This is a genomic window from Micromonospora arida, assembly GCF_042873195.1.
Taxonomy (GTDB): domain Bacteria; phylum Actinomycetota; class Actinomycetes; order Mycobacteriales; family Micromonosporaceae; genus Micromonospora; species Micromonospora arida.
The window spans coordinates 1-5387 of record NZ_JBIALC010000024.1 but is presented as its reverse complement, the minus strand read 5'-3'; the positions used below and the strand labels follow the sequence as shown (position 1 = coordinate 5387).

3 rRNA genes are annotated in these 5387 nt (G+C 57.3%); all 3 read right to left on the bottom strand.

The features are described 5' to 3' along the window. Positions 1–10: 10 nt before the first annotated feature. Positions 11–127: ribosomal RNA gene (rrf, locus tag ACFYP0_RS33125) — 5S ribosomal RNA — on the bottom strand. Between the two features lie 85 nt (positions 128–212). Then, positions 213–3321: ribosomal RNA gene (locus tag ACFYP0_RS33120) — 23S ribosomal RNA — on the bottom strand. A gap of 384 nt (positions 3322–3705) precedes the next feature. Then, positions 3706–5220 (bottom strand): 16S ribosomal RNA (locus ACFYP0_RS33115). Together the 16S, 23S and 5S rRNA genes form the textbook arrangement of a ribosomal RNA operon. Positions 5221–5387: the final 167 nt, after the last annotated feature.

Below are 5387 nucleotides of genomic sequence, written 5' to 3'. Positions count from 1 at the left end.
CTGGAAGATTGTCCGGCGGCGTCCTACTCTCCCACACCCTCACGAGTGCAGTACCATCGGCGCTGGAGGGCTTAGCTTCCGGGTTCGGAATGTAACCGGGCGTTTCCCCTCCGCCATGACCGCCGTAACTCTATGAACATATCAAACAACCCCGGCACAAAATCACGGGTGTTCGCTTGTTCAGAGTTGCACAGTGGACGCGTAGCAGCTTAGTAGTCAAGTCCTCGGCCTATTAGTACCGGTCAACTGAACCCGTTACCGGGCTTACATTTCCGGCCTATCAACCCAGTCGTCTAGCTGGGGGCCTTACCCCACAAAGTGGGTGGGATACCTCATCTTGAAGCAGGCTTCCCGCTTAGATGCTTTCAGCGGTTATCCCTTCCGAACGTAGCTAACCAGCCGTGCCCTTGGCAGGACAACTGGCACACCAGAGGTTCGTCCGTCCCGGTCCTCTCGTACTAGGGACAGCCCTTCTCAAGTATCCTACGCGCACGGCGGATAGGGACCGAACTGTCTCACGACGTTCTAAACCCAGCTCGCGTACCGCTTTAATGGGCGAACAGCCCAACCCTTGGGACCTGCTACAGCCCCAGGATGCGACGAGCCGACATCGAGGTGCCAAACCATCCCGTCGATATGGACTCTTGGGGAAGATCAGCCTGTTATCCCCGGGGTACCTTTTATCCGTTGAGCGACACCGCTTCCACTCGCAAGTGCCGGATCACTAGTCCCGACTTTCGTCCCTGCTCGACCTGTCAGTCTCACAGTCAAGCTCCCTTGTGTACTTGCACTCAACACCTGATTGCCAACCAGGCTGAGGGAACCTTTGGGCGCCTCCGTTACCTTTTAGGAGGCAACCGCCCCAGTTAAACTACCCACCAGACACTGTCCCTGAACCGGATAACGGTCCGAAGTTAGATACCCAAATCAACCAGAGTGGTATTTCAAGATTGCCTCCACCCATACTGGCGTATGGACTTCACCGGCTCCCACCTATCCTACACAAGCTAATTCGAGTACCAATGTCAAGCTATAGTAAAGGTCCCGGGGTCTTTCCGTCCTGCCGCGCGTAACGAGCATCTTTACTCGTACTGCAATTTCGCCGGGCCTGTGGTTGAGACAGTGGGGAAGTCGTTACGCCATTCGTGCAGGTCGGAACTTACCCGACAAGGAATTTCGCTACCTTAGGATGGTTATAGTTACCACCGCCGTTTACTGGCGCTTAAGTTCTCCGCTTCGCCCCGAAGAGCTAACAGGTCCCCTTAACGTTCCAGCACCGGGCAGGCGTCAGTCCATATACATCGAATTACTTCTTCGCATGGACCTGTGTTTTTAGTAAACAGTCGCTTCCCCCTGCTCTCTGCGGCCATACAACGCTCCACCCGCGCGGGGCTTCACGTCTCCGGCCCCCCTTCTCCCTAAGTTACGGGGGCAATTTGCCGAGTTCCTTAACCACAGTTCGCCCGATCGCCTCGGTATTCTCTACCTGACCACCTGTGTCGGTTTGGGGTACGGGCCGCTAAGAACTCGCTAGAGGCTTTTCTCGGCAGCATAGGATCACTGACTTCACCTGAATCGGCTCGGCATCACGTCTCAGCCTTCATGTGTTGCGGATTTGCCTACAACACGGCCTACACGCTTACCCCGGCACAACCACCGGCCGGGCTCAGCTACCTTCCTGCGTCACCCCATCGCTTGACTACTACCCATCAGGTTCCCACGCTCACCACCATCCGTCCGAAGACATCAGGCAGCTCGGGTGGTTAGCACAACGAGGTTCATCAGGGACGCTCTTTCGCGGGTACGGGAATATCAACCCGTTGTCCATCGACTACGCCTCTCGGCCTCGCCTTAGGTCCCGACTCACCCAGGGCGGATTAGCCTGGCCCTGGAACCCTTGGTCATCCGGCGGAAGGGTTTCTCACCCTTCTTTCGCTACTCATGCCTGCATTCTCACTCGTGCCGCGTCCACAACTGGGTCACCCCGCTGCTTCACTCGCGGCACGACGCTCCCCTACCCATCCACACACCTGCACAAGGAATCAAGTCCAAGCGAGGATAAAATGTGAATGCCACAGCTTCGGCGGTGTGCTTGAGCCCCGCTACATTGTCGGCGCGGAACCACTTGACCAGTGAGCTATTACGCACTCTTTAAAGGGTGGCTGCTTCTAAGCCAACCTCCTGGTTGTCTATGCGACCCCACATCCTTTTCCACTTAGCACACGCTTAGGGGCCTTAGCTGGTGATCTGGGCTGTTTCCCTCTCGACTACGAAGCTTATCCCCCGCAGTCTCACTGCCGCGCTCTCACTTACCGGCATTCGGAGTTTGGCTGATTTCGGTAAGCTTGTGGGCCCCCTAGACCATCCAGTGCTCTACCTCCGGCAAGAAACACGCGACGCTGCACCTAAATGCATTTCGGGGAGAACCAGCTATCACGGAGTTTGATTGGCCTTTCACCCCTAACCACAGGTCATCCCCCAATTTTTCAACATTGGTGGGTTCGGCCCTCCACGCGGTCTTACCCGCGCTTCAGCCTGCCCATGGCTAGATCACTCCGCTTCGGGTCTAGGACACGCGACTGAATCGCCCTATTCAGACTCGCTTTCGCTACGGCTCCCCCACACGGGTTAACCTCGCCACATGCCACTAACTCGCAGGCTCATTCTTCAAAAGGCACGCCGTCACCCCGCAAGGCTCCGACGGATTGTAGGCGAACGGTTTCAGGTACTATTTCACTCCCCTCCCGGGGTACTTTTCACCATTCCCTCACGGTACTTGTCCGCTATCGGTCACCAGGAAGTATTTAGGCTTACCAGGTGGTCCTGGCAGATTCACGGCAGATTTCAGGGGTCCGCCGCTACTCGGGAACACCCACAGAAGGTCAGCAACTTTCACCTACCGGACTCTCACCGTCTACGGTCAGCCATTCCAGACTGTTCGACTAGCCACTGACTTTGTAACTTCTCGAATGCATGTCAGTACATTCAGCAGGGTCCCACAACCCCGACCACGCAACCCCTGACAGGTATCACACGCAGCCGGTTTAGCCTCGATCCGCTTTCGCTCGCCACTACTCACGGAATCACTAAATTGTTTTCTCTTCCTACGGGTACTGAGATGTTTCACTTCCCCGCGTTCCCTCCACACACCCTATGTGTTCAGGTGTGGGTGACACCACATGACTGGTGCCAGGTTTCCCCATTCGGACACCCTGGGATCACAGCTTGGTTGACAGCTCCCCCAGGCCTATCGCGGCCTCCCACGTCCTTCATCGGCTCCTGGTGCCAAGGCATTCACCGTTCGCCCTTGACAACTTGACCACAAAGATGCTCGCGTCCACTGTGCAATTCTCAACAAACGACCAACCCACAACCCGATCCGCCCCACACCAAACCCAACCAAACGGTCAGCGGTATGTGAGGCCAGGCCATGCCTGGCAGACTCCCAGCCCCCACCAAGGAGGGCCGGCCCAGTCTCTGAAACAACAACCAACGGTTGTTCCTTCAGGACCCAACAGGGTGCTCACATTTCCCCCCAGCCGCACCAGAAGCAACCGTTCCCACCACCCCAAAAGGTGGCTGTACTAAGCGCCGCCGGCCGTTGCCAGGGCAAAACTTGCCAGTGTCTCCGCCATTCGAGCACCCCACCACCACATTCGGGCAGTGCGGGCTCCTTACCGACTTTCGTCGGAAGGTGCTCCTTAGAAAGGAGGTGATCCAGCCGCACCTTCCGGTACGGCTACCTTGTTACGACTTCGTCCCAATCGCCAGCCCCACCTTCGACGGCTCCCTCCACAAGGGTTGGGCCACCGGCTTCGGGTGTTGCCGACTTTCGTGACGTGACGGGCGGTGTGTACAAGGCCCGGGAACGTATTCACCGCAGCGTTGCTGATCTGCGATTACTAGCGACTCCGACTTCACGGGGTCGAGTTGCAGACCCCGATCCGAACTGAGACCGGCTTTTTGGGATTCGCTCCACCTCACGGTATCGCAGCCCATTGTACCGGCCATTGTAGCATGCGTGAAGCCCTGGACATAAGGGGCATGATGACTTGACGTCATCCCCACCTTCCTCCGAGTTGACCCCGGCAGTCTTCGATGAGTCCCCGCCATAACGCGCTGGCAACATCGAACGAGGGTTGCGCTCGTTGCGGGACTTAACCCAACATCTCACGACACGAGCTGACGACAGCCATGCACCACCTGTGACCGCCCCCGAAGGACCTCACATCTCTGCGAGTTTTGCGGCCATGTCAAACCCAGGTAAGGTTCTTCGCGTTGCATCGAATTAATCCGCATGCTCCGCCGCTTGTGCGGGCCCCCGTCAATTCCTTTGAGTTTTAGCCTTGCGGCCGTACTCCCCAGGCGGGGCGCTTAATGCGTTAGCTGCGGCACAGGGAACCGGAGAGGCCCCCCACACCTAGCGCCCAACGTTTACAGCGTGGACTACCAGGGTATCTAATCCTGTTCGCTCCCCACGCTTTCGCTCCTCAGCGTCAGTATCGGCCCAGAGACCCGCCTTCGCCACCGGTGTTCCTCCTGATATCTGCGCATTTCACCGCTACACCAGGAATTCCAGTCTCCCCTACCGAACTCTAGCCTGCCCGTATCGACCGCAGGCTTGGAGTTGAGCCCCAAGTTTTCACGGTCGACGCGACAAGCCGCCTACGAGCTCTTTACGCCCAATAAATCCGGACAACGCTCGCACCCTACGTCTTACCGCGGCTGCTGGCACGTAGTTGGCCGGTGCTTCTTCTGCAGGTACCGTCACTCTCGCTTCGTCCCTGCTGAAAGAGGTTTACAACCCGAAGGCCGTCATCCCTCACGCGGCGTCGCTGCATCAGGCTTCCGCCCATTGTGCAATATTCCCCACTGCTGCCTCCCGTAGGAGTCTGGGCCGTGTCTCAGTCCCAGTGTGGCCGGTCGCCCTCTCAGGCCGGCTACCCGTCGTCGCCTTGGTAGGCCATCACCCCACCAACAAGCTGATAGGCCGCGAGCCCATCCCAAGCCGAAAAACTTTCCACCACCAGCCATGCGGCCAGAAGTAATATTCGGTATTAGCCCCCGTTTCCGAGGGTTATCCCAAAGCTTGGGGCAGGTTGCTCACGTGTTACTCACCCGTTCGCCGCTCGAGTACCCCGAAGGGCCTTTCCGCTCGACTTGCATGTGTTAAGCACGCCGCCAGCGTTCGTCCTGAGCCAGGATCAAACTCTCCAACAAAAAATTAGTTGAACAGCATCCTGACAACAAACAAATGTTGCCAAAGGAATCCCAACCAGCCAAACCGAAGCCTGACCAGTCCGGGGTATAAATCATAATTGGCACTGGCTTTACAAGCACCCTGTTGAGTTCTCAAAGAACAACCACACACCGACCAGAAGCCCCAC